At 69.3% G+C, this 18,941-nt stretch carries 16 protein-coding genes; 6 read left to right on the forward strand and 10 right to left on the reverse strand.

Annotation, left to right across the window (positions count from 1 at the left end):
- Positions 1-287 precede the first annotated feature (287 nt).
- A complete protein-coding gene (locus tag LQZ85_RS13890; protein WP_056280357.1) occupies positions 288-878 on the reverse strand; it encodes a hypothetical protein in 591 nt (196 codons plus the stop codon).
- A gap of 121 nt (positions 879-999) precedes the next feature.
- Here LQZ85_RS13890 and LQZ85_RS13895 point away from each other — a divergent pair, with 121 nt between their 5' ends.
- Together LQZ85_RS13895 and LQZ85_RS13900 are read left to right on the forward strand one after the other, a co-directional pair.
- Positions 1,000-2,226 (forward strand): glycosyltransferase, encoded by a 1,227-nt coding sequence (locus LQZ85_RS13895; RefSeq protein WP_056280360.1) that lies wholly within the window; start codon positions 1,000-1,002, stop codon positions 2,224-2,226.
- The gene (locus LQZ85_RS13900) at positions 2,223-3,467 is read left to right on the forward strand and encodes a glycosyltransferase family 4 protein (protein ID WP_321163945.1); all 1,245 of its coding nucleotides are present in this window, start codon (positions 2,223-2,225) and stop codon (positions 3,465-3,467) included. The genes LQZ85_RS13895 and LQZ85_RS13900 overlap by 4 nt, the downstream gene beginning before the upstream one ends.
- On the opposite strand, the gene LQZ85_RS13905 is transcribed toward LQZ85_RS13900, so the two are convergent.
- From LQZ85_RS13905 to LQZ85_RS13915, 3 genes are read right to left on the reverse strand one after another with little or no spacing between them, the layout of a single operon-like run.
- Positions 3,452-3,961: a hypothetical protein gene (locus LQZ85_RS13905; RefSeq protein ID WP_082586710.1), complete on the reverse strand. Its 510-nt coding sequence runs from the start codon at positions 3,959-3,961 to the stop codon at positions 3,452-3,454. The genes LQZ85_RS13900 and LQZ85_RS13905 overlap by 16 nt on opposite strands.
- 15 nt (positions 3,962-3,976) lie before the next feature.
- Complete coding sequence (locus tag LQZ85_RS13910) at positions 3,977-4,531, reverse strand: hypothetical protein (RefSeq protein ID WP_157538304.1); 555 nt, start codon at positions 4,529-4,531, stop codon at positions 3,977-3,979.
- A 51-nt stretch (positions 4,532-4,582) separates the two neighbouring features.
- Positions 4,583-4,744, reverse strand: coding sequence for a hypothetical protein (locus LQZ85_RS13915; protein WP_171821952.1), 162 nt, complete (start codon positions 4,742-4,744; stop codon positions 4,583-4,585).
- A 90-nt stretch (positions 4,745-4,834) separates the two neighbouring features.
- Between LQZ85_RS13915 and LQZ85_RS13920 the strand changes: the two genes are divergently transcribed.
- The gene (locus LQZ85_RS13920; protein ID WP_171822003.1) at positions 4,835-5,809 is read left to right on the forward strand and encodes a helix-turn-helix domain-containing protein; all 975 of its coding nucleotides are present in this window, start codon (positions 4,835-4,837) and stop codon (positions 5,807-5,809) included.
- A gap of 83 nt (positions 5,810-5,892) precedes the next feature.
- Here the strand turns inward: LQZ85_RS13920 and LQZ85_RS13925 are convergent, their stop codons facing one another.
- Positions 5,893-6,594 carry an NRDE family protein gene (locus LQZ85_RS13925; RefSeq protein WP_056280366.1) on the reverse strand — a complete coding sequence of 234 codons (702 nt, stop codon included), beginning with the start codon at positions 6,592-6,594 and terminating at the stop codon, positions 5,893-5,895.
- A 68-nt stretch (positions 6,595-6,662) separates the two neighbouring features.
- On the opposite strand from LQZ85_RS13925, the gene coaBC reads away from it, so the two are divergent.
- Positions 6,663-7,877 (forward strand): bifunctional phosphopantothenoylcysteine decarboxylase/phosphopantothenate--cysteine ligase CoaBC, encoded by a 1,215-nt coding sequence (gene coaBC / locus LQZ85_RS13930; RefSeq protein WP_230101031.1) that lies wholly within the window; start codon positions 6,663-6,665, stop codon positions 7,875-7,877.
- Positions 7,878-7,941: 64 nt separating this feature from the next.
- Entirely contained in the window at positions 7,942-10,164 is a 2,223-nt protein-coding gene (locus LQZ85_RS13935; protein ID WP_230101032.1) for an AAA family ATPase, read from the forward strand.
- Positions 10,165-10,258: 94 nt separating this feature from the next.
- On the opposite strand, the gene LQZ85_RS13940 is transcribed toward LQZ85_RS13935, so the two are convergent.
- Positions 10,259-10,846: a nitroreductase family protein gene (locus LQZ85_RS13940; RefSeq protein WP_053098035.1), complete on the reverse strand. Its 588-nt coding sequence runs from the start codon at positions 10,844-10,846 to the stop codon at positions 10,259-10,261.
- A 119-nt stretch (positions 10,847-10,965) separates the two neighbouring features.
- The gene (locus LQZ85_RS13945) at positions 10,966-11,874 is read right to left on the reverse strand and encodes a LysR substrate-binding domain-containing protein (RefSeq protein ID WP_053098034.1); all 909 of its coding nucleotides are present in this window, start codon (positions 11,872-11,874) and stop codon (positions 10,966-10,968) included.
- Between the two features lie 149 nt (positions 11,875-12,023).
- Here LQZ85_RS13945 and LQZ85_RS13950 point away from each other — a divergent pair, with 149 nt between their 5' ends.
- The gene (locus tag LQZ85_RS13950; RefSeq protein ID WP_230101033.1) at positions 12,024-15,506 is read left to right on the forward strand and encodes a bifunctional proline dehydrogenase/L-glutamate gamma-semialdehyde dehydrogenase; all 3,483 of its coding nucleotides are present in this window, start codon (positions 12,024-12,026) and stop codon (positions 15,504-15,506) included.
- Positions 15,507-15,596: 90 nt separating this feature from the next.
- Here LQZ85_RS13950 and LQZ85_RS13955 read toward each other — a convergent pair whose 3' ends face one another.
- From LQZ85_RS13955 to LQZ85_RS13965, 3 genes are all read right to left on the reverse strand, one after another.
- Positions 15,597-16,652 (reverse strand): ABC transporter permease, encoded by a 1,056-nt coding sequence (locus LQZ85_RS13955; RefSeq protein ID WP_230101065.1) that lies wholly within the window; start codon positions 16,650-16,652, stop codon positions 15,597-15,599.
- Positions 16,653-16,699: 47 nt separating this feature from the next.
- Positions 16,700-17,596 carry an ATP-binding cassette domain-containing protein gene (locus tag LQZ85_RS13960; RefSeq protein WP_053098032.1) on the reverse strand — a complete coding sequence of 299 codons (897 nt, stop codon included), beginning with the start codon at positions 17,594-17,596 and terminating at the stop codon, positions 16,700-16,702.
- A 115-nt stretch (positions 17,597-17,711) separates the two neighbouring features.
- Positions 17,712-18,929 (reverse strand): hypothetical protein, encoded by a 1,218-nt coding sequence (locus LQZ85_RS13965; protein ID WP_230101034.1) that lies wholly within the window; start codon positions 18,927-18,929, stop codon positions 17,712-17,714.
- Positions 18,930-18,941 lie beyond the last annotated feature (12 nt).

An 18,941-nucleotide genomic window follows, 5' to 3' on the forward strand; every position in this document is an offset into this window, starting at 1 on the left:
GCTGGTGGCACCACCGATCCCTCGGGACCTCGGGGTGGGAGATCCGCATGGACGACGGGGTCCCGCAGGTGCGGGGACCGGGATGGTGGGATCCCGACGAACGATGGCGCACACCGAGGCTCAGCGTCCTGCGGAACGTGCACGTTCGAGCTGCCCCTATGCGGGTCTGACCTGACGGCGTTGACCGGAGAAGAACAGCCGAATAGGGCACCTTCGCCCGCATCCACGACCCGGGAAGGTCCCGCGATCGAACTCTGGCAACCGCCGCTCGGGCGGGAGAATCGAGCTCAGGCGGGTCCGAGGCGGAGCACCTCGGGAGATTCGCCGCCCGTGACCTCATCGGCGACCCGGATGCTGCGCGCGAGGTCATCGAGCGCACCGTCGAGCGTGCCGAAGCGTCCGCGGTCGCTGCACATCGCGGTCAACGTCACCAGGTGCGTGCCGGTGTCCCAGGTGTAGGTGACGAACGGCGGAGATGCAGGGGACGGCGGCATCGCCACGACGAGCTTCTCTCCCGTGCCCAGCCAGCGGCTCGAGAAGGACTGGGTGTCGTCGTAGTCCATCGGCATCGAGGCGCGGGCGATCCGGACTTCGGGAGTCAGCGCCTGCGCGGTCGCCATCGCCACGACCAGCTCAGGGTCCGCCTTCCAGGTCCAGACGAGCACGCGCCCGTCCGCCCGGCGCATCAGCATCGGCGCCGCCTGGCTCATCGCCCAGGCGCCGAGCCGCGAGCCCGGACGCTGCGTGGCGCCGATCGCCGAGTTCACCTGCCCCAACAGCATCCGGATCGCCGCCTTGCGGTGCCGGCGACCCCTCCATCCGAGCGAATCCGTCACGGGGATCCACAGTTGCGGGTCGGCGTCGGCAGTCAGTCGCATGCCTCCACGGTAGGGGGTGAGGCTGAGGGATGCCGGTATGCCTCAGCAGCTCGAACAAGCCCCTCGGGTAGAGTGGCGAGCGCCCGATCGGGCTCCCCTGGCCGCCGTACCGTAAGGCAGAATGTCCTCCTCTACCTCCGATCCGACGAGTGCTTCCGACGTCGCTCCCCACACGGGACCCCGTCCGCTGCGCATCCTGATCGGATGCGACACCTTCGCGCCCGACATCAACGGCGCCGCGCGCTTCGCCGAGCGCCTCGCCGCCGGTCTCGTGCAGCGCGGCCACGACGTGCATGTCGTCGCCCCGAACCTGGTCTACCGCCGCACGCCCGCGCGGACGGAGGTCATCGAGGGCGAGCCGATGACTCTTCACCGACTGCCCTCGGTGCGCTGGGCTCCGCACGACTGGCTCCGCTTCGTCTGGCCGTGGCGCGTGAAGCACTACGCCCGCAAGATCATCGACGACGTGCAGCCCGACGTCGTGCACATCCAGTCGCACATCGTGATCGGTCGCGGCCTCTCGCGCATCGCCCACGAGCGGGGCATCCCGGTGATCGCGACGAACCATGTGATGGCCGAGAACATCCTCGACCACACCACGATGCCGAAGTTCATCGACGATCTCGTGCTGCGGTGGGCGTGGGGAGACGCGAAGCGCACCTTCGCACTGACCCGCGCGATCACGACGCCGACGCGTCGAGCAGCCGACTTCCTCGAGCGCACCGTCGCCGTCGAGAACGTCATTCCCGTCAGCTGCGGCATCGACCGCACCCAGTACACGCCGGTCGTCGCGCCCCGTGACGCGAATCGCATCATCTTCGTCGGCCGACTGACCGCCGAGAAGCAGGTCGAGGTCATCCTGCAGGCGATGACGAAGCTCGACCCCGCACTGCACGCCACGTTCGACATCGTCGGCGGCGGGGACCAGCGCAAGCAGCTCGAGAATCTCTCGCACCAGCTCGGCCTCGCCGACCGCGTGACGTTCCACGGACGCACCAGCGATGAGGAACTGCGGGCGCTGCTCTCGCGTGCCTCGGTCTTCACGATCGCCTCGATCGCCGAGCTGCAGTCGATCGCGACGATGGAAGCCATGGCCTCCGCGCTCCCGATCGTCGCGGCGGATGCCGTCGCACTGCCCCACCTCGTGCACGACGGCGAGAACGGCTACCTGTTCGAACCGGGCAATGCCGATGCCCTGGCGGCGCGGCTCACCGATGTGCTGAGCGCGTCACCCGGGGAGTACGCCCGTATGCAGCAGGCATCTCTCGACGGCGTCGCGATCCACGACATCAACCGCACGCTCGACACCTTCGAGGCGCTGTACCGCGACGAGCCCCTGCCCGAGTGACGGCACCCGCCATGCACATCGTCTTCTTCGGCGATCAGCACCTCGACTCGCTCGGCGGGGCGCAGGTGTCGATGCGGCTGCAGCGCGAGTTCCTCGAGCGCGCGGGCCACACCGTGACCGTCGTGGCACCGAAGATGCACGGATCGCGGGCTGCAGGCGGCACCGATCCCTCGAACCTCGACCTGCCGTCGGTGCCGATCACCGTCGACCGCGAGTATTCGATGAGCTGGCCCGGACGCCGCACGGATCGCTTCCTCGATCGGGCGCTGACGCATCGACCGCCCGTGGATCTCGTGCATGTCCAGGCGGACTTCTGGGGTGCGTTCATCGGGCACCGATATGCGGCTCGACACGGCATTCCCGTCGTGCACACCATGCACAACCGCGTGGACGTGGGGATCGCCGCGGTCACCCCGCTGCATGGACCGGTGCTCTCTGCGTTGAACATCTGGCGGCGCCGGGCGCTCGCGGGGGTGGTGCCGACGATCGGCGGCAGTGACGGCTGGGCGTTCCTGCGTGGAATCGCCGGCGGCGCGTCAGCGGTGACAGCACCGTCGACCCACTTCGCCCGACGCCTCGAAGAGCATGGGGTATTCAGTCCGGTCGATGTGGTGTGGAACGGCATCGACGACGACATCCGCGACGCGACCCTCGCCGCCGCGCCCGGCGAGCGTGAACCGGGGCGCCCCCGTTTCGTCTGGCTCGGGCGCATGAGCCCCGAGAAGCGACTGCTCCCCTTCCTCGAGGCCTTCGTCGAATCGGGGGTCGATGCCGATCTCGAGATCATCGGCGGAGGCGCCCAGCGAGCCGCGGCCGAGAAGATCGTCGAGGACCTGCCGACTGTCCGATTCGCCGGCAAGCTCAGCTATCCCGACACGCTGGCGCGAATCGCCGCCGCTGACGCGCTCGTGCAGACCTCGATCGGCTTCGAGACGCAGGGGATGACGCCGTTCGAGGCGGCGACGCTCGGCACGCCGTCTGTGATCAGCGACCCCGACATCGCCGCAGAACTGGGTGGCGGTCTCTGGGCGGTCCCGGGTGCGTCAGGCACCGAGGACCAGCGACGGGCGGGTCTCGTCGAGACGCTGCGCCGCGCGGCATCCGACATCGCTGCCGGCACCGCACCTCTGCCCATGCGCGAAGTCTCGGAGTCGTTCCGTCAGTCGTCGCGCACCGCCGCGATGATCGAGGTCTACGACCGCGTGCTCGCGGCCGAGTCTCGCACTCAGAACCCGAAGTAGTAGAACAGGTTCGACACCCACGAGACGAGGGTGCCGACGACGGCGCTGCCGCCCACGCCGATCGCGATCGCCGCGAGCAGGTGAGGTGCCGGGCGCCGAAGCGCGATGAGTCCCAGCACCAGACCGGCACCCGCGCCGGCCAGCACGATGAGATTCACGAGGTTCGACAGCAGATCGACGAACTGGTAGCCGACGCTCATGTACATGAACGGGGTGACGATCTGGAAGAAGAGCCCCACGGCCGCGGCACTCACCGCCACGATCAACGCGGTGCGACCGAGGCTCCCGGGCCGCGGTGCTGTCTGCCCTGATGCGTACGGCGGCGTCGCGACTCCGTAGGGCTGGGCGGGCTGTCCGGAGGGCTGGCCGGGTTGCGCGTACGGCTGGCCGGGTTGCGCATAGGGCTGGCCGCGTTGCGCGTACGGCTGGCCTGGCTGCGTATACGGCTGGCCCGAATCCTGGGGGGCGTCTGGGTTCTGCTGCTGGTCGCTCATCGATTCTCCGGACGGTCAGAAGGGAAGTGCGTAGAAGAGATTCGACACCCACGAGATGACGATTCCGACGAGCTGCGATGCGGTGACGCCGATCGCGATGCCGGCGAGGATCTTCGGCCCCGGTCGTCGCACCGACATCAGGCCGAGGATGAGTCCGACGACGGCGACGACCAGCACGAGTCCGTTGCCGATCGCCGAGAACGCGCCGATCGCGAAGGGGTCGCCCGTCATCCGGAACATCAGAGGGTACGACAGCGTGACGACAAGCCCGATCGCGAGCGAGACCAGAGCGAGGAGGAAGGCGGTGCGCCCGAGGCCGGCTCCGGGCTGGGCCGGACGCTGCTCGCCCGGGTACGGCTGTCCGGCATATGTTTGTCCGGCATAGGGCTGTCCGGCATGCTGCTGTCCGGGGTAGGGCTGTCCGGCGTACGGCTGGCCGTCGTGCGGCGCGTGCTGCGGTTGCGTCGGCTGCGGTGTCGGCTGCGGTACCGGCTGCGCCGGATAGTGCGAGCCCGCGTAGTCCGGGGGAGTTCCGTGTGGCTGCGCGGGAGGCTGCTGGGGCTCGCTCATGCACACGAGCGTAGCCGCGCATGCCGGCGCGCTGGGAGATTCCGCTCCGGTTCAGCGATAGACGCGCCCGGTCTCCGCTCGGTCGAGCGCGTCTCGATCGGCGACGCGGGACCAGTCGGTGGGAACGCGTCGGTATCCGTCGCGGCGGAGTTCGATGACCGTGGACACGAGAGCCCACACGGCGAGGGCTATGAGTGCGATGATGAGGAACATGGCAGAAAAGCTACGATCACTGTTGATCTGCCACGAGTGGCAGAATAGACTCTGCACGTAGGAAAACTGCCAAACCGGGAGAGCGCCATGATGAAGACCGTCGCCTGCGTCGTCCAAGACGGATTCGCGCCGTTCGAGTTCGGCCTCGCCTGCGAGGCGTTCGGACTGGACCGGTCGAACGACGGGGTCCCGAACTTCGACTTCCGGGTCGTCGCTCCGCACCCCGGTGTCGTGCAGTCGAAGCTCGGCTTCTCGATCAACGTCGAGCACGACCTGTCGTTCGCCTACGAAGCGGACCTCGTCATCCTGTGTCCGGTTCCCCGGGAGTACTGGACGCAGATCGACCCGCTGCTCCTCGAGGTCGCCCGCGACGCGGTCGCGCGCGGCGCCTGGGTGCTGACGATCTGCAGCGGATCCTTCATCCTCGGCGCCGCCGGAGTGCTCGACGGGCGTCGGGCGACCACGCACTGGATGTACTCCGACGTGATGGCCGAGATGTATCCCGAGATCGACATCGACCCCGACGTGCTCTTCGTGCAGGACGACCGCATCATCACGAGCGCAGGCACGGCGGCGGGCATCGACGCCTGCCTGCACCTGCTGCGGATCGAGCTCGGGGCAGAGCTCACCAACCGCATCGCCCGTCGCATGGTCGTGCCGCCGCAGCGCGACGGAGGCCAGGCGCAGTTCATCGACCGTCCGATCCCCGTCGCGCAGAACGATTCGCTCGCCGCCGTCGCGGACTGGGCCGTCGCGCACCTCCGCGACGATCTCGGCGTCGACCAGCTCGCGGCCCGCGCGCTCATGTCTCCCCGCACGTTCGCCCGACGGTTCAAGGCGGAGTACGGCGCGACTCCGGCGGCCTGGCTGGCGCGGCAGCGTGTGCTGCACGCCCAGCGGATGCTCGAGCGCAGCGATCTGTCGCTCGAGCAGATCGCCGACGAGTGCGGCTTCGGGTCGGCTGCCGTGCTGCGGCAGAACTTCTCGCGGGTGCTCGGCACCACCCCGACGGCCTACCGTGCGCGCTTCTCGTGCGCCGACGACGGCGAGTCGTCTGCGGCCTGAGCGCGGCACCGCGCGACGCACGCGGCGCTCAGCGGAGCACGCTGCACGGCGCGACGCACGCGGCGCTCAGCGGAGCTCGCTGCTCAGTGGTCCCAGTGGCCGGGGCTGGGAAGCGCGCGATAGTCGACGTCGACGCTGTCGGGGGTGACCTCGGCGGTGCAGTACAGCAGCGACTGGGTCGGGTAGCCGTGCGGACGGTTGTCGCGGATGATCGCCCGATCGTCCTCCGGGTCCAACCGTGCCGACGAGGCGAGCAGCGTCGTCCACTCGCCGGTCCAGTCGCCGCTGTCGGCGGCGGGCCCGAGCGCCCGGAACTCCGGCAGCCACGCCGCGATCCGGGGAGTGCCGAGGTCGTCGAGGTCGTCGTGCGCGATCATGTGGATGCCGTCGCCGAGCGGTGTCTCGCGCAGCTCCGCGCCGTCCCAGCTCAGCACGCGCGCTCCCTCCGGCCGAACCTCGAGCAGGTTGAAGCCGTGCATGGGAAGCGGAGCCACCGGGGACCGCCCCATGACCGATTCGAGGGCGAGCGAACCGCGAGAGACGGCGACGTCTGCCGCGAGATCCACGACGTCGGCGCGGTTCAGCAGCACCGCGAGTCGTCTGTCCGCCGCATTCACCGCGAGCCACGCGCCACCGGCACGCCGGTCGCGGATGCCCGAGACCCCGGGGTAGGCGTCCGGCCACCATTCGCCGAGGGCATCCCACTCCCGTTGCGGGTCTTCATCGCGCACCGCGAGCAGTCGCGCGGTCTCGGATCCGGCCACATCGATCACCACGGTGCACACGGGATCCAGTCTAGAAGCGCGTCGCAGTCCCGGGCCCGCGACGTCGGATGCTGGGGCAGAATCGAACCGTGAACATCGTCGTCGGGGTTACGGGTGGCATCGCCGCATACAAGACAGTGCACCTGGTGCGTCTGCTGACGAAGGCCGGACACGAGGTGACCGTCGTTCCGACCGAGGACGCCCTGCGATTCGTCGGCACCCCGACGTGGGAGGCTCTGAGCCGGCATCCGGTCACGACGAGCGTGCATGACGACGTCGCGCGGGTGCGTCATGTCGCACTGGGCCAGAACGCCGACCTGGTGATCGTCGCCCCCGCGACGGCGAACTCGATCGCGAAGATCACCGCGGGCATCGCGGACGATCTGCTCGGCACCACGCTGCTCGCGACCGAGGCTCCGGTGCTCATCGCGCCGGCCATGCACGCCGAGATGTGGCGCAACGCCGCCACGCAGGCGAACATCGCGACCCTGAGGTCGCGCGGAGTGCATCTGGTCGGCCCGTCCGACGGCGAGCTCGCCGGGGGCGACAGAGGGCCCGGCCGCATGTCGGAGCCGGAGCAGATCTTCGAGGCGGCCGTCGCGCTCCTCGCGCCGCGTGACCTCGGCGGGCTGGGTGTGGTCGTGTCCGCGGGCGGCACCAGGGAGCCGATCGATCCCGTGCGCTTCCTCGGCAACCGGTCGAGCGGCCGACAGGGCATCGCGCTCGCGGTGGACGCCGCAGCCCGCGGCGCGAACGTCACGCTGGTCGCCGCCAACATCTCAGCCGATGTGCTGGCCGATGCCCGGCATCCGTCCGTCAGGGTCGTCCCGGTCGGGACCGCGGTCGAGCTCGCCGACGCGATGAAGGATGCCGCCGGGGCTGCCGACATCGTCATCATGGCCGCCGCCGTCGCCGACTACCGCCCCGCGACGGTGTCGGAGCACAAGCTCACCAAGGAGCAGGGCGTGCTCACGCACCTCGACCTGGTCGAGAACGAGGACGTGGTCGCCGCGCTCGCGGCATCCCGCGCCGACGGCCGTGCGCCGCAGGGGCAGACCATCGTCGCCTTCGCGGCCGAGACGTCGGAGGACGCGGACGAACGTCGCGAGCGCGCTCGCCGCAAGCGCGAGCGCAAGGGCGTCGACCTGCTCGCGGTGAACCTCGCGAACGCCGATCACGGCTTCGAGAAGCGCGACAACGCGGTCGAGATCGTCGGGGCGGGAGGTGAGGTCGTGGCATCCGCCGCGGGATCGAAGCTCGAGGTCGCCCGCGTGATCCTGGATGCCGCGCGCAGAATGCGCTAAACTTGAGTCACATCCACTCAACTTTGTGGATGCCGACCCGAAGGAGTCTCCCCAGGAGGAACACATGCCAAGCCCGCAGAGCAGTCCCCAGAACGATGACCAGCAGTCCGCCCTCCAGCAGTTCGGTATCAATCTGACCGACCGTGCCCGACAGGGCAAGCTCGACCCGGTGATCGGGCGAGACAGCGAGATCCGTCGAGTCAGCCAGGTGCTCACCCGTCGCACGAAGAACAACCCCGTGCTGATCGGCGAGCCCGGCGTCGGCAAGACGGCCGTCGTCGAGGGGCTCGCCCAGCGCATCGTGGCGGGTGACGTCGCCGAGTCGCTCAAGGACAAGGAGCTCGTGTCGCTCGACATCTCGGCCCTCGTCGCCGGGGCGATGTACCGCGGCCAGTTCGAGGAGCGGCTGAAGAGCGTCCTCAAGGAGATCACCGAATCCGACGGGCAGATCATCACCTTCATCGACGAGCTGCACGTGCTCATGGGCGCGGGCGGCGGCGAAGGCTCGGTCGCGGCGTCGAACATGCTCAAGCCGATGCTGGCCAGGGGCGAGCTGCGTCTGATCGGCGCGACGACTCTCAACGAGTATCGGGAGTTCATCGAGAAGGACGCCGCTCTCGAGCGTCGCTTCCAGCAGGTCTACGTCGGTGAGCCCACGGTCGAGGACACCATCGCGATCCTCCGGGGGCTCAAGGGCCGCTACGAAGCGCATCACGGGGTGACGATCGCCGACAGCGCGCTGGTCGCCGCCGCGGCACTGTCGAACCGGTACCTGCCGGCCAGGCAGCTTCCTGACAAGGCGATCGACCTGATCGACGAGTCGATGTCGCGGCTCAAGATGGAGATCGATTCGTCGCCGGTCGAGATCGACCAGCTGAAGCGTCAGGTCGACCGCATGAAGCTCGAAGAGCTGGCGCTCAAGCGCGAGAAGGACGCCGCGTCGAAAGAGCGGCTCGCGGCCCTCCGCGAGCAGCTCGTGGGCATGGAGGCGCAGCTCGCCGAGCTCGAAGCCCGCTGGGCGCGCGAGCGCCAGGGCCTCAACCGTGTCGGCGACCTGAAGAAGCAGCTCGACGATGCGATCACCCAGCGCGACCTCGCGATGCGGGAGGCCGACTACACGCGCGCCTCGAAGCTCGAGTACGAGACGATCAAGCGCCTCGAACGCGACATCGCCGAGGCCGAGCAGGCCGAGGCGACGGTGTCGACCGAGGGTCGCATGGTCAACGAGCAGGTCACCGACGAGGACATCGCCGCCGTGATCGCCGCATGGACCGGCATCCCCGTCGGGCGACTGCTGCAGGGTGAGAGCGAGCGACTGCTGCACCTCGAATCCGAGCTCGGCAAGCGCCTGATCGGGCAGAAGGATGCCGTGAAGGCCGTCTCCGATGCCGTGCGGCGCTCGCGTGCGGGCATCAGCGACCCCGGTCGCCCGACCGGATCGTTCCTGTTCCTCGGCCCGACCGGTGTCGGAAAGACCGAGCTGGCGAAGGCCCTGGCCGACTTCCTGTTCGACGACGAGCGCGCCATGGTGCGCATCGACATGTCGGAGTACGGCGAGAAGCACTCCGTCTCCCGGCTCGTCGGAGCCCCTCCCGGGTACGTGGGCTATGAGCAGGGCGGTCAGCTGACCGAGGCGGTGCGACGGCGTCCCTACAGCGTCGTGCTGCTCGACGAGGTCGAGAAGGCGCACCCCGAGGTCTTCGACGTGCTGCTGCAGGTTCTCGACGACGGTCGACTGACCGACGGACAGGGCCGCACGGTCGACTTCTCGAACGTCATCCTGATCCTCACCTCGAACCTCGGTTCGCCGATCCTCATCGATCCGACGCTGTCGCCCGATGAGAAGCGCGAGCAGGTGATGGCGCTCGTGCACCAGGCGTTCCGGCCCGAGTTCCTCAACCGTCTCGACGACATCGTGATGTTCTCCGCGCTCAGTCAGGACGACCTGGCGCAGATCGTCGAGCTGTCGATCGACCAGCTGCACGACCGCCTGCGCGATCGGCGACTCACTCTGGCGGTCACGCCCGACGCGCGGTCGTGGCTCGCCGAGCGCGGCTACGACCCGATGTTCGGCGCCCGGCCGCTGCGGCGTCTCATCCAGACCGAGGTGCAGAACAAGCTGGCCACGGCGTTGCTCTCGGGCGGCGTGCACGACGGCGACCTGGTCAGGGTCGACGTCGCGGTCGACGGCAGCGGGCTCATGCTCACGTCGACGTCACCCGAGCCCGAGCCCGATCTCGGATCCGACGACGACGATGTGATCGACGCCGAGCTGCTCGACGAGTAGGACCCGGCCATGTGCCTCGGTCACCCCCGGGCATGACAAGAGGGGCGGATGCCATGGCATCCGCCCCTCTTGTGTGTCGCCCGTGGGCGATGCGTCAGGCGCTGAGGATGACGGTCTCGTCGATCGGGCGACGCACGCGCGGGGCGACCTCGCCCTGCTGGAGTCCTTCAGGAAGACCGGCGGCGTCACCGAGCTCACCGACAGCGATGACGGTGAGGGCGGAGAATCGCGGCGACAGGTCGGCGAACTCGCGGATGACCTCGGGGTCGAAGCCGCTCATCTGGTGCACGAGAAGACCCTCGTGGTGGGCCTGCACCGAGAAGTGCGCGACGGCCTGGCCGAGGTCGTAGACCGCGTGGCTGATCGCCTTGCCCTCTTCGGACTCGGTCTCGGCGATCGCGACGACGAGCGCCGAGGCCTTCGAGGCCCAGAGCTGGTTGAACTCGACCAGCGAGTCGACGACCTGGTCGAACAGTGCGGTGCCGCGGCGAGCGACGATGAACCGCCACGGCTGCAGGTTGTAGGCCGACGGCGACCAGCGTGCGGCCTCGAGGGCGGCGTTCAGCTTGGCGTCGTCGATCGTGGTCTCGGCGTCGTAGGCGCGGGGGCTCCAGCGCCCGGCGAGGACGTCGAGGACGGGGTGCTCGGTGGGGGCGGTGCGGTCGATCACGGGAGTGCTCACGGAAGTGCCTTTCGAAAAGGAGTCGATCGGACTCCTTCGTCCGGGTACGAGGGTCTCAACAGATGTATGTGAACGCATATTCCCGATGACGCGAGATGACGTCGGGGGACGATCCGCGCTCAGTCCAGCAGGTTGCGGGATGCGGCGGAGGCGAGAGCTCGCCGCACCGCACGGATCGACGGCGCTGCGGCCGATACCCGACGAGCGGAGGAGAAGATCTCCCGACGTGGCTCATCGGGCAGCGGCGTGAGCGCGACGGTCGGTGCCTCGCCGGCCCACACGAGCTCGGGAAGGAGTCCGACGGCGAGACCGGCGCGGATCAGACGCACGTGCGCCGTGAGATCGGCGACCTCGAAGCGCACGTCGGGCTCGAAGCCGGCGGTGCGGCACAGCTGCTCGGCCCAGGCTCGCGACGCCGTGCCTGCGGGTTCGAGCACCCACGGCGCATCCCTGGTCGACCAGAGCGCGGCGACGGCGTCCTCGGCATCCCGGGTCCCCGGCTTCCTGGCCAGCGTGATGGAGTCGTGCACGAGCACCACGCGATCGAGATCGGCGTGGATCGGGCGGGTGCGACCGGGGTACTGCTCGGCGAGGATCAGGTCGAAGTCGCGGCTCGAGACGCCGACGAGCCCGGTCTCGGGATCGCTCTCGGTGACCTCCACGCGCAGGGCCGGATGCTGCTCGCGCAGCGCGTTGAGCGCCCCGGGGAGCAGGGAGTGCGCCGTCGATTGGAAGACCGCGATGTGCACGGTGCCGGTCACCTCCGTGAGCGACTCGGCGACCGCCACTTCGGCGTGTTCGAGCTGATCGAGGATGCCGATCGCCTCGGCCACGAGCACGGTGCCCTGCGGGGTGAACTGCACGCCGCGCCCCACCCGGCGGAGCAGCGGGACGCCGACGTCTCGTTCGAGGGCGCTGAGCTGCTGCGACACCGAAGCCTTGCTGTACGAGAGCGCATCGGCGACGGCCGAGAGCGTGCCGCGACGGGACAGTTCGACCAGCATCCGCAGTCGGTTGACGTCGAGCATCCTGAGCCTTTCGGAGTCGTCCCCATCGTTCACTCCGGCTGAACAGAATGGTCCCGAATCGGTTGATAGACGTAGCCTACCGGCGAGGCTGACAATGATCGAGCCGCACACGTTCCCGGGTGTGCGATCCCCCTGGAAGGCTCACCCCGATGACTGTCGTCGCCGACACCACCACCCCCGACACCACGCCGAGCACCGACGAGGTCGCCGCCCTCGTGCAGCGTTGGCTCACCGAGAGCGAGACGCACCCCGTCGAGCCCGCAGCGCAGCGTCTCTCCGAGGTTCTCAAGGACCCGAACGGACTCGCCTTCACGGTCGGCTTCGTCGACGGCGTGATGCGCCCGGAAGACCTCAGTGTCGCCGGCCGCGCTCTCGCCGACCTCTCGGACATCACGCCCTCGCTGCTGCCCGGCTACCTCCGCGCCGCGATCAAGACCGGCGGCTTCTGGGCGCCCAAGCTGCCCGGCGTCGTCGTGCCGATCTCGCGCCGCGTGCTGCGCGCGATGGTCGGGCACCTCGTGCTCGACGCGACGCCGTCGAAGCTCGGCCCGGCGATCGCGAAGCTGCGCAAGAGCGGCAACCGCCTGAACCTCAACCTCCTCGGCGAGGCGGTGCTCGGCGAGCGTGAGGCCGGCCGCCGCCTGCAGGGCACCTACGACTTCCTCGCCCGCAAGGACGTGGACTACGTGTCGATCAAGGTGTCGAGCGTCGTCAGCCAGCTGTCGATGTGGTCGTTCGACGAGGCCGTGGCCGACGTCGTCGAGAAGCTCACCCCCCTGTACGAGCTCGCCGCGACCTCGGAGGCCGCCGGCAAGACCAAGTTCATCAACCTCGACATGGAGGAGTTCCGCGACCTCGACCTGACGATCGCGGCGTTCACCAGCATCCTCGACCAGCCCGGGCTCGAGAAGCTCGAGGCCGGGATCGTGCTGCAGGCCTACCTGCCCGATGCGCTCGGCGCGATGCAGCATCTCCAGGAGTGGGCCTCGGCTCGCCGCGCGAAGGGCGGTGCGCCGATCAAGGTGCGCGTCGTCAAGGGCGCGAACCTCGCCATGGAGCACGTCGACTCGGCGGTGCACGGCTGGCCGCTCGCCACCTACGGAACCAAGCAGGATTCCGACACGAACTACAAGCGGGTGCTCGACTGGTCGATGACGCCCGAGCGACTGGATGCCGTGCGCATCGGCGTCGCGGGACACAACCTCTTCGACATCGCATACACCTGGCTGCTGGCGCAGGCCCGCGGGGTGACGGATGCCGTCGAGTACGAGATGCTCCTCGGCATGGCGACGGGTCAGGCCGAGGCCGTCCGCAAGGACGTCGGTCAGCTGCTGCTCTACACGCCCGTGGTGAACCCGGCCGAGTTCGACGTGGCCATCGCGTACCTCGTGCGCCGCCTCGAGGAGAACGCGAGCCCGGAGAACTTCATGTCGGCCGTGTTCGAGCTGGCATCGGACCCCGCACTGCTCACTCGCGAGCGTGAGCGCTTCGAGCGCTCCCTGGCCGGTCTCGAGGCCGACCGCTCCGTGCCCTCGTCGAACCGCGTGCAGGACCGTGCGGCCGAGGCCGCCGCGGGTGCCGGTGGTGAGGTCACCACCGGTTTCGAGAACCAGCCCGACAGCGACCCGGCGATCGCCGCGAACCGCACCTGGGGTCGCGAGATCCTGGCGCGGTCGGTGGAGTCGACTCTGGGTCTCGACTCGATCGCTCTCGCCAAGGTCGAGACGACCGACGAGCTCGACGGCATCTTCGCCGCCGCATCCGCCGCCGCCGTGCGGTGGGCCGCCCTGCCGGCCGCCGAGCGTGCGGCCGTGCTGCACCGCGCGGGCGACGAGCTCGCAGCCCGTCGCGGCCAGCTGATCGAGATCATGGCCCACGAGGCGGGCAAGACCATCGCCGAGGCCGACCCGGAGGTCTCGGAGGCGATCGACTTCGCGCACTACTACGCCGAGCGTGCCCTCGACCTCGAGAACGTCTCGGGTGCGGAGTTCGTCCCGTCGAAGGTCACCGTGGTGACGCCGCCGTGGAACTTCCCGGTCGCGATCCCCGCCGGTGGAGTGCTCGCCGGCCTCGCCTCGGGCTCCGGTGTGATCATCAAGCCCGCCAAGCTCACGCAGCGCTGCGGCGCGGTCATGGTCGAGGCGCTGTGGGCGGCCGGTGTGCCGCGTGACCTGCTCGCCCTCGTCGATCTCGCGAACCGCGATCTCGGCACGCGCCTCGTCGCCAGCCCCGAGGTCGACCGGGTCATCCTCACCGGTGCCTACGAGACGGCGCAGCTGTTCCGCTCGTTCCGCTCCGACCTGCCGCTGCTCGCCGAGACCAGCGGCAAGAACGCGATCATCGTGACGCCGTCGGCCGACCTCGACCTCGCGGCCGCCGACGTCGCCCGCAGCGCGTTCGGTCACGCGGGGCAGAAGTGCTCGGCGGCATCGCTCGCGATCCTCGTGGGCTCGGTCGCCGACTCGCAGCGCTTCGAGCGTCAGCTGGTCGACGCCGTCACCTCGATGCGCGTCGGCCTGCCCGACGACCCGGCGACCCAGATGGGACCGATCATCGAGCCGGCGAACGGCAAGCTGCTCACCGCGCTGACGACTCTCGAAAAGGGCGAGCGCTGGCTCGTCGAGCCGAAGAAGCTCGACGACGAGGGGCGTCAGTGGACTCCCGGCGTCAAGATCGGCGTCGCTCCGGGCTCGACCACACACCTGACGGAGTTCTTCGGACCCGTGCTCGGCATCATGCGCGCGAAGGACCTCGACGAGGCGATCCGTCTGCAGAATGCCGTCGACTACGGCCTCACCGCCGGCATCCACTCGCTCGACTCCGATGAGGTCGCCACCTGGCTCGACCAGGTCGAGGCCGGCAACCTCTACGTCAACCGCGGCATCACCGGCGCGATCGTGCAGCGTCAGCCGTTCGGCGGCTGGAAGCGCTCCGCGGTCGGTGCCGGCGCGAAGGCCGGTGGCCCGAACTACCTGTTCGGCCTCGGAGAGTGGGCCCCGGCCGAACTTCCCGCCGCAGCGCCCGGCGCCGCCGTGAACTCGGCCGTCGAGGCCGTGCTCGCCGCTGCGGGTGCAGACCTCGGCGCCGTCGAGATCGAGTGGCTGCATCGCGCCGCCGCGTCCGACGAGCGTGCCTGGGTCGACGAGTTCGGCGCCGTGAGCGACAAGTCCGGTCTCGGTGTCGAGCGCAACGTGTTCCGGTACCGCCCGGTCGCCGTCGACGTGCGCATCGCCGAGGCGGCGTCGCTCGCCGACGGCATCCGCGTGATCGCCTCTGCGCTGCGCAGCGGCAGCCCGTTCACGGTGTCGGCATCCGCTCTGCCGTCTCGCGTCGAGAAGGCGCTGCGCGCGCAGGGCGTGACTCCGAAGATCGAGAACGACGCCGCCTGGGTCAAGCGCTACGCGAAGGCCGCGGCGAAGGCCGAGCACACCTGGCAGCGCGTGCGCCTGGTGGGCGGCGATGCGTCGGCCCTGTTCGAGGCCCTCGGTGGCACGCCTGATGTCGCCGTCTGGTCGCACGCCGTGACGGGTGCGGGTCGCGTCGAGATGCTGCCGTTCCTGCACGAGCAGGCCGTCTCGATCACGAACCACCGGTTCGGCAACCCGACGACCCTGTCGGAGGGCCTGATCTGATCCCGGACTGTGACCGTCTGAACGACGAGGCCCCACCCTGCAGACGTCTGCGGGGTGGGGCCTCGTCGATGGAGGGATGTCCGAGCGACCTCAGCCGCGCAGCGCCTCGCCGAGCTTGACCCGCGACCCCATGCGCAGCAGCGAGTTCTCGTAGATCTTCGCGCCGATCATGATCGCCGCGACGCAGCTGGCGAGCAGGATCACGAGGCTGAGCAGCGGCTCCCACCACTGCGCCTCGCCGACGAACAGCCGCATCGGCATGCCGACCGGAGCCGAGAACGGCACGTACGACATGATCGTCAGCACCAGCGGGTTGTCGTTGAAGAAGATGACCAGGATGTACGGCGCCATGATCAGCATCGTGATCGGGGTGGTGGTCGAGCCGATGTCCTCCTGACGCGAGACCATCGATGCGGCAGCGGCGAACAGAGCCGCCAGCAGGATGAAGCCGAAGAGGAAGAACACGGCGAACCAGATGATCGGGGCGCCGAGGGTCGACAGCACCTCGCGTTGACCCGTCGCTATGAGACCGATGGTGGCGACCGCGGCGAGGGCGAGGATCTGACCCATCGCGAGGATCGTGTTGCCGATCACCTTGCCCGCCAGCAGCGTGCGGGCCGAGATGGTCGACAGCAGGATCTCGACCACGCGGGTCTGCTTCTCCTCCACGACGCTCTGCGCGATGGTGCCGCCGAAGGTCGCCGCCGCACCCATGAAGACGACTCCGAACGCGATCGCGATGAAGTACCGCAGCAGCGGGTTCGTCGTGGCCGGTTCGAGGATCTCGATGTCGGGTGCCTGCGACAGCGCCGACACGAGGCTGGTCGGGGCATCCTTGAGAGCGATGATCGTCACCCCGGTCGGTCCGTCGCCGGGGAGCACCGCGGCGTCGACCTCCTCCGATCGCACGAGCTCTTCGGCCGCGGCCTGGTCGGCGACCTCGGTGATCTCGACTGAGGGGAGAGCCGACACCTCGGATGCCGTCTCGGAGGTCACTGCGACGGGCATCGCATCGGTGTTCTTGCTCGCGAAGCCCCCGATCACGATGCCGGCGAGGGCGAGCAGCAGCAGGATTCCGGTGGAGATCAGGAACGCCTTGCTGCGCAGCTTCGACCCGATCTCCCGCTCGGCGACGAGCCAGATCATCGATGCCTGCGAGGGCGAGCCTGCAGACCCGGTGGTGTTCGAGGTGCTCACTGGATGACCTCCTTGAAGATCTGGGCGAGGGACGGATGCTTGGGGGCGAAGCTCGCGACGTCTCCGCGTTCGACGGCGGTGCGCAGCACGCGCTGCGCGGTGTCGGCGTCTTCGGCGTCGAACAGGGCGTAGCCGCCCTCGAAATCGATCACGGTCACGCCGGGCTCGGCGCGCAGCCAGCCGGCATCCCCGGCGGAGACCAGCTCGTAGCGGTCGCCGGCGTGCTGAGCGCGCAGCCCGTCGCGCGAGCCGGCCGCGCGGATCGTGCCGCCGGCGAGGATCACCAGGTCGTCGCAGAGCCGCTCGACCACATCGAGCTGGTGCGAGGAGAACAGGATCGACGCGCCCTTGGCGGCGCTCGCCTGGAGCACCGACGCGACGACGTCGACCGCGAGCGGGTCGAGGCCCGAGAACGGCTCGTCGAGGATGAGCACCTCGGGGTCGTGCACGAGGGCGGCGGCGATCTGCGCGCGCTGCTGGTTGCCGAGCGACAGCGACTCGATCGTGTCTCCCAGGCGCTCGCCGAGTCCCAGCTCGGTGAGCAGCGCGGTCGCGCGCGACTCGGCATCCGCCTTGCTGAAGCCGTGCAGGCGGGCGAGGTAGACGATCTGCTCGAGCACCTTCATCTTCGGGTAGAGGCCGCGCTCTTCGGGCATGTAGCCGAAGTGGCGCCGGTCGGTGCTCGACAGCGGCCGACCGTCGAGTGCGACGGTGCCCCCGTCGGAGCCGAGCAGCCCGAGGACGATGCGCATGGTCGTGGTCTTGCCGGCGCCGTTGCCGCCGACGAACCCGGTGAGGCGCCCCGGCGCCACCTCGAATGAGACGTCGTCGAGCACGCGCCGAGAGCCGTAGCTCTTGGTGATGCCGGTGAGTACGAGCTTTCCTGTGGTCATGCCCTCACGCTATGGCGCGGTGCGGGACCGCGGCATCCCCCGCGTGACGGATCTGCGGGTGGAGTTGCGCAACGCGGGAGGCGACGGTGGTCCGCCGTGCGGGGGAGAGCCGGCGTCAGCGCAGGAAGAGCACCGAGAGGATCCCGAGGGCGAACGGGGCCATGGTCACGACGAACATGACGCCGACGATGATCCCGACGATCAGCCAGGGGCTGCGTCGCCGGAGGCGCTGACCGGGCAGGGCGACGCCCGGCGGCGGGGGAGTGAGCAGCCCTGCGGGCGCAGCGAACGGCAGGGCGGGAGCTCCCGGATAGGGGCCCGGATGCTGCCCTGGAATCTGCCCGGGACTCTGCAGTGCTGCCGGGGATCCCGGATGCTGCGTGAGCCGCAGCCGGTCATCGCGCCAGCGCGCCCACTGGTCGAGCTTCGTGAGAAGCGCCCCGACGGCTCCGAACAGCCATGCCCAGGTGGCCGGGTCGAGGGTCGAGACATCGCGTCGTGCATAGAGGAAGAGCCAGTCGTCGACGATCTCGACGTCGAGCTGCGCGGCGTGGTCGATGAAGCGCGCCATCACATCGGGGGTGAACAGGTAGAGCGCATCGACCTCATAGCCCGTCGGGCAGTAGAGCGAGAAGTAGCGGTCGAAGTCGCCCTCTAGTGAGAGGCGCTGGTCGCTTCTGAAGGCGCCAGCGAGCGTGCTGCCGAGCGTGTTGTTGCCGAGCGCGTCGAGCACGATGTTCGGCAGCGGCACGTCGAGTTTGACCGCGACGTATCCCCAGCGATGCGTCGTCGACTGCTTGCCGTTGCTGGTCGTGTACTGGTAGTTGCCGAACTCGACGAAACGCGGCTCCACGCCGCGCAGCACGTCGGTCGACATCCGACTCGAGCCCGACGAGAAGATCATGCCGGGCAGGGGCGGCTCGTCGATGCGGTCGAGATAGCTCATGGCATTGGCCCGGGCGAATCGCGCGAGGCGGAAGCGAGTGATGTTGCGCAGGCGGATGCTGCGGCGCACGAGCATCACGACGCCGACGACGATGCCGGCGAGAAGCACGAGCCCGATGAGCGCGGCGACGGCGACCCCCGCCTCCTGACCGACCGCATAGCCGAGGCCGAGGATCATGATCCCGAAGATGGGGACTACGCAGAGCAGCGCGAATCCGACGCCGACCCAGGCGATGATCCGTGCGGCCGACGTGGGGTGAGCGGTGCGCTGGGCGCGTGCGAACGCGTCGACCTCGGCGGAATTCACCGGATCGAGCAGGGCGCGGGCGTCGAAGGACCCGGCGGGAGCACCGGCCGACGGCACAGGAGCGGGCGTGGGAACTGTCACGCGTCCACGGTA

This window comes from Microbacterium sp. Bi98 (assembly GCF_918698045.1).
Taxonomy (GTDB): Bacteria; Actinomycetota; Actinomycetes; order Actinomycetales; family Microbacteriaceae; genus Microbacterium.